Source organism: Intestinibacter sp., from assembly GCF_022780145.1.
Lineage (GTDB): Bacteria > Bacillota > Clostridia > Peptostreptococcales > Peptostreptococcaceae > Intestinibacter.
Genome location: NZ_JALEXO010000266.1, coordinates 1 through 5561 on the forward strand (window position 1 = coordinate 1; position 5561 = coordinate 5561).

Consider the following 5561-nt stretch of genomic DNA (forward strand, 5'->3'; position numbering starts at 1 on the left):
AAAATTTGTAGAAGCTGTTTTAATTGAAGATAGAAAAATTAAAGCTATCGGAACTAATGATGAAATTTTAGCAACTTCAGATATTGACGAAAAAATAGATTGCCAAGGTAAAACAGTAATACCTGGTATTAACGACTCTCATATGCATATATTTAGCTTTGCAGAAACAATGTATCAAGCTCAAATAAGTGGCTGTAAAAGCATAGATGAGATGATAGAAATATGCAAAAAATATATTGCTGAAAATCCTGACAGAGTAAAAAATGGTTTATATGCTCAAGGATGGAATCAAGATTTATTTGAAGATAGCGATAGAATGCCAAATAGATTTGACTTAGATAAAATATCAACAGAAATTCCTATAGTACTTGATAGAGTTTGTGGTCATATATTAGCTACAAATACTAAAGCGATAGAAGTATTAGGATTAGACGGAAACTCTCCACAATACAACGGTGGAACATTTGAAATAGGTGAAGATGGATATCCTAATGGTGTATTTACTGAGAATGCTTGCAACTTTGCAAAAGATATAATTCCAAGACCAGACATAGAAGAAAGAAGAAAAATGTTCATAGAAGCTAGTGAATATGCTGCTGAACATGGTGTAACTACTGTTCAAAGTAATGATTTAGGAACAATAGTATTTGATTATCCAGTGTATTTTAAACTATTCAAAGATATCTATGATTCTGGAGAAGGAATAGTTCGTTATAGACATCAAATTTCTTTTAACACTGTAGATCAATTTAAAGAATATATAAATGGAGAATTAGCCAATGGTAAATACGATGAAGATTCTCTAATTCAATTAGGACCACTTAAATTGTTCAAAGATGGTAGTCTAGGAGCTAGAACAGCTCTTCTTAGAGAAGACTACAATGACGATCCAGGTAATAGAGGTCTTACATGGATGAATGAAGAAGAAATGGATGAGTTCTGCAAAGTAGCAAGTGAAGCTGGTATACAAGTAGCTACTCACGTTATAGGTGATGCAGCTATTGAACAAACTATAGATAGTTATGAAAAAACATTTGGTGAAGAAGGAAATAAATTAAGACATGCTTTAATTCATTGCCAAATAACAGATAAAGCTTTACTAGAAAGAATAGCTAAATTAGGAATAGTTGTAAGCTATCAACCTATATTCCTTGACTACGATATGCATGTAGTTGAAAATAGATGTGGCAAAGAATTGTCTTCTACTTCTTACGCATTCAAAACTTTAGGTGATCTTGGAGGTAAAATAGCTTACGGAACAGACTGTCCAGTTGAGGATTGTAATCCATTCCCTAACATTTACAGTGCAGTTACTCGTAAAGACTCTACAGGATTCCCTGAAGGTGGATTCTATCCAGAAGAATGTGTAGATGTTTACACAGCTATAGATGCGTATACTGAAGGTAGTGCATATATGGAATTCATGGAAGGCAAAAAAGGTAGAATAAAACCAGGTCAACTAGCTGATATAGTAGTTCTTGACAAGGATATATTTACTTGTGACCCAATGGAAATAAGAGATATATTACCTGTTATGACTATGATTGATGGTAAGGTTGTTTATAGAAAAGAAATTTAATTTTTACATAGTAATCGTAAAAATAACAAATATAAAAGCATCAAAGGGAAAATAAAAAGACATTAGACATTATTGAATTGTTATGAAGCTATTACTTTTATAAGTAGTAGCTTCTTTTTTCCCTTAAATAACAGAATATTATTTTATACACACAAGTGTGTGGATAACTTTGTGGATAACTAGGGGGTAAGTATAAAACTATGATAACCCTAAAATAGGGGTATACCATAGTTTTGGGTATTATGATTATCTTAAAGAAAGGGTATTACGGTTGTCCTAAAAATAGGGTAACTATAAATATTAATAATATAAGTACTAATATACAAATACTATATTTATTATTAATCCCAAAATTTATTTTAAACTAATTTTATGTAGGGGGGCATATAAATGAGTTATACGTTGATTGATAATGATTTAATAGATGATAGTAATTTAAGTCACACAGAATTTAGAGTAATGATGAATTTAGTTAGAATGTATAACTTAGATTTAGGTTATGCGTTTCCTACAAGAGAAACATTGATTAAAAAGTGTAAAATGAATAAGGATACATTGGGAAAGGTGTTAAATAGTCTAGAAGAAAAAGGTTATATAACAAGAGGAAAGCGTAAGACAAATAAAGGCTGGAATAATATATATTATATAAATAAGTATTTAATCGCTGGCAAAAAATATGAAACAAAAGATGATCAAGTTATCGGAACAGAAGAGTTTTGTGAAGATAAAAAGGAAGATTCTATGCAAATATCAATAAATGAAAAGCTAATAGAAGAACAGGCGAATTTAAGTCATTTATTGAGTGATGAACAGCTAGAGCGTTTAAATAAAATGGATACAGATAGATTGATTAAAGTTATAAAGCAGGCTAATAAATACGGTAATGGAAGGTATTCTTTTAATTATTTATTAGCTATATATAAAAATTATAGTTATGAAAAAGAATGTAGTAATGTGTTCAATAGTAATACTGTCAAAACGAGATATCATGGAAGCTTTAATGAGCATTTTAGAAATTATACAGAGCATGAATTAGAGCAAAAGTTGTTAAAGAAACAGAATGATAAGAAAAAAGGATAGAAATGGTTTTTGTAAGGTATAGGTATTTGTGAAGAGACCTATACCTTAAATTATATTATCTATTATCGACTTTTTCAGGATATAAATCGTGGTTCATCATTCTATAGTCAGCCATTTTTTCGTATTTAGTGCCTGGGATTCCGTAGTTACAATATGGATCGATACTGATGCCGCCTCTTGGAGTGAATTTGCCCCATACTTCTATATATTTTGGAGACATTAGCTTGATTAAGTCTTTCATGATTATGTTTATACAGTCTTCGTGGAAGTCTCCGTGATTTCTGAAGCTGAATAGGTATAATTTTAGTGATTTACTTTCGACCATCTTTTCACCTGGTATGTAACTAACATATATAGTTGCGAAGTCTGGTTGTCCAGTTATTGGGCATAGACTTGTGAATTCAGGACAGTTGAATTTTACAAAGTAGTCGTTGTTTGGGTGTTTGTTGTCGAAGGTTTCCAGTACGTCTGGATTGTAGCCGAATTCATATTTAGTTCCTTGGTTTCCAAGTAAGCTTAAGCCTTCTAATTCTTTGCTTTTTCTTCCTGTTTCTAGCATATTTAAACTCCTTTCTCGTTTTTATGTTTTTGTTCTAGGTAAGTATCTAGACCGTGTTTTCTAAGCTTGCAAGAAGGACATTCTCCACATCCATCGCCGATGATTCCGTTATAACAAGTTAGTGTTTTTTCTCGTACGTAGTCAAGTTTTCCATATTTATCTGCTAATTCCCAAGTTTGAGCCTTGTCTAGCCACATCAAAGGTGTGTGAATTACGAAGTCATAGTCCATAGCTAAGTTAGCAGTTACATTTAATGATTTTATAAATACATCTCTACAGTCAGGGTATCCGCTAAAATCTGTTTCACATACGCCTGTAACTATATGTCTAGCGTTTTTAGTTTTTGCAAGAATTGCAGCAAATGTTAAAAATACCATGTTGCGGCCTTCAACAAATGTAGAAGGAAGTTCGCCGTCTTTGCCAGCTTCGACCTTTATATCGTCTCGAGTTAAAGCATTTGGTGCTAATTGATTAAGTAAGTCCATATCTAATATATAGTGTTCAACACCAAGATCTTTTGCTATATTTTTAGCACATTCTATTTCTAATTTATGTCTTTGGTTGTAGTTGAATGTTACGGCGATGACTTTATCAAATCTCTCTAAAGCCCAAAATAAGCAAGTAGTAGAGTCTTGACCGCCGCTGAAAACAACTACTGCATTGTTATTATCGTTATTGTTCATAATTAATCTCCTTTTTAAACGCCCTTCATATTAGGGTCCCATATTATTTTATGTAGTTGAACTTGAAGTCTGACTTTATTTAAATTCTTCTCCTTCATAAATTCAACTATATCTTCTAGTTCAATAGCACCGAAAACGGGGCTAAAATAAACTAAGCATTTGTTTGTTAAATCAAATTTATTTATTATTTTATAAGCTTCTTGAAGATCTTCCTTGCTACCTAATACAAACTTATAAACATCTGTTTTTTCGACGTGTTCGAAGTTTTCTAATACCATCAAATCAGTCATATTACTAGATGGAAGCTTGTAGTCTAATATAAAAATTAAATTAGGATATTTTTCTTTAAAAGGTGAAATATCAATTGCCCCATTAGTTTCTATATGTACTGTTAGGCTTTTATCATCGTTTAATAACGATAAAATCTCGTCTATATTCTCTTGAAACAGAGGTTCTCCACCTGTTAATGTTACGTTTGATACACCTGTTTCCTTGATATAGCTGTAGATTTCTTCAGCTGATAAAACCTCTGTTATCTCGCTTTTATCGAATGAATAAGTAGTATCACACCAAGCACATCTCAAGTTGCATCCTTGAAATCTTATAAATGTAGCGAGCTCGCCAGCGCTAGGACCTTCACCGTCTATTGATACAAATTTTTCTATAATATTAAACATTTTAGTCCTCCGTATATGTGCAGCTATTTGTTGGTGTTTCAAATAATTCCACTTCACAAACATCTAACCCCATAGCTTTTAATTTGTGGAATATATCTCTGCTCATTTCCTCAGCAGTAGGTCTATATGGAACTAATAAAACATCAAAAGAGTTAGGCAATTCCTTTAATTTTTTTGCTAACAAAAGACCTTCTTCGTTGTTTTCTATGACGAGCTTGTGGTCGAATAAGTCTTCAATTTCTTTTAATTTAGACTTTATATTTCCGAAATCGTCAACCATACCTTTGAGTTGACCTTCTTGATGAAGTGTTTCACTTTTGATTGAAACTATTAATTTATATCTATGTCCATGTAAATTTGAACATTTTCCATTGTACCCACTTAAGTAGTGAGCCATATCGAATTCAATTTGACTTTTTACTTTAAACATTTTTTCCTCCTAATAAAATATTTTATATACGAACTAGCACTATTTAATTTTAAAAGGAGTGTAATTTCCTTTGTATTAAAAAAGGTTTATTTCTTTGCACTATAAAACTGGCGCAAAAAAATAAACCTTTTTTAATCGATAGCCTAGTTTTATTTATAGACAGGATGGTCTTAATGAACTGTCTCTTAAGTTTTTGTACTTATAATATATTAACATAAATATCCAAAGTTGTAAAATGTTAATCAAAAAAATTAAGCTTGTTAAGTATAATTTGTGAAGTATAATATAAAGTAAGTTATCAAACTTTTATATTAACTAAGATAAAAAAGGGAGGATTTCAAATGAAATATGCACATACTACTATAATGGTAAGTGATATAGAAAAATCTATAGAATTTTACCAAGCAGTTGCAGGGCTTGAACTTAAAAGCAAATTTATGACAGATCAACAAGATAAGATATTGGCATTTTTAGCTGATAAAGATGGAGGCACAGAAATAGAGCTTATACAAGATTTTAGACAAAAACCACAGCATGGTTCTGGAATATCACT

7 protein-coding genes are annotated in these 5561 nt (G+C 31.2%); 3 read left to right on the top strand and 4 right to left on the bottom strand.

The annotated features are described in order from the left end of the window. Together MR593_RS09965 and MR593_RS09970 are read left to right on the top strand one after the other, a co-directional pair. Positions 1-1579, top strand: a 1579-nt coding sequence (locus MR593_RS09965; protein WP_290692423.1) for an amidohydrolase, incomplete at its 5' end; no start/stop codon positions are given. A 390-nt stretch (positions 1580-1969) separates the two neighbouring features. Continuing rightward, the gene (locus tag MR593_RS09970; RefSeq protein WP_290692425.1) at positions 1970-2659 is read left to right on the top strand and encodes a helix-turn-helix domain-containing protein; all 690 of its coding nucleotides are present in this window, start codon (positions 1970-1972) and stop codon (positions 2657-2659) included. A gap of 55 nt (positions 2660-2714) precedes the next feature. Here the strand turns inward: MR593_RS09970 and queF are convergent, their stop codons facing one another. From queF to MR593_RS09990, 4 genes are read right to left on the bottom strand one after another with little or no spacing between them, the layout of a single operon-like run. After that, positions 2715-3218: a preQ(1) synthase gene (gene queF / locus MR593_RS09975; protein WP_290692427.1), complete on the bottom strand. Its 504-nt coding sequence runs from the start codon at positions 3216-3218 to the stop codon at positions 2715-2717. Between the two features lie 2 nt (positions 3219-3220). Continuing rightward, on the bottom strand, positions 3221-3901 hold the full coding sequence (queC, locus tag MR593_RS09980; protein ID WP_290692429.1) for a 7-cyano-7-deazaguanine synthase QueC: 681 nt from the start codon (positions 3899-3901) through the stop codon (positions 3221-3223). A gap of 14 nt (positions 3902-3915) precedes the next feature. Then, a complete protein-coding gene (gene queE / locus MR593_RS09985; protein ID WP_290692431.1) occupies positions 3916-4578 on the bottom strand; it encodes a putative 7-carboxy-7-deazaguanine synthase QueE in 663 nt (220 codons plus the stop codon). A gap of 1 nt (position 4579) precedes the next feature. Next, positions 4580-5008: a 6-pyruvoyl trahydropterin synthase family protein gene (locus MR593_RS09990; RefSeq protein WP_290692453.1), complete on the bottom strand. Its 429-nt coding sequence runs from the start codon at positions 5006-5008 to the stop codon at positions 4580-4582. 341 nt (positions 5009-5349) lie between these two features. On the opposite strand from MR593_RS09990, the gene MR593_RS09995 reads away from it, so the two are divergent. Then, positions 5350-5561, top strand: a 212-nt coding sequence (locus MR593_RS09995; RefSeq protein ID WP_290692455.1) for a VOC family protein, incomplete at its 3' end; no start/stop codon positions are given.

Coding starts and splice junctions, on each gene's coding strand:
- MR593_RS09970 (WP_290692425.1), top strand. CDS start 1,970: ATGAGTTATACGTTGATTGATAATGATTTAATAGATGATAGTAATTTA.
- queF (WP_290692427.1), bottom strand. CDS start 3,218: ATGCTAGAAACAGGAAGAAAAAGCAAAGAATTAGAAGGCTTAAGCTTA.
- queC (WP_290692429.1), bottom strand. CDS start 3,901: ATGAACAATAACGATAATAACAATGCAGTAGTTGTTTTCAGCGGCGGT.
- queE (WP_290692431.1), bottom strand. CDS start 4,578: ATGTTTAATATTATAGAAAAATTTGTATCAATAGACGGTGAAGGTCCT.
- MR593_RS09990 (WP_290692453.1), bottom strand. CDS start 5,008: ATGTTTAAAGTAAAAAGTCAAATTGAATTCGATATGGCTCACTACTTA.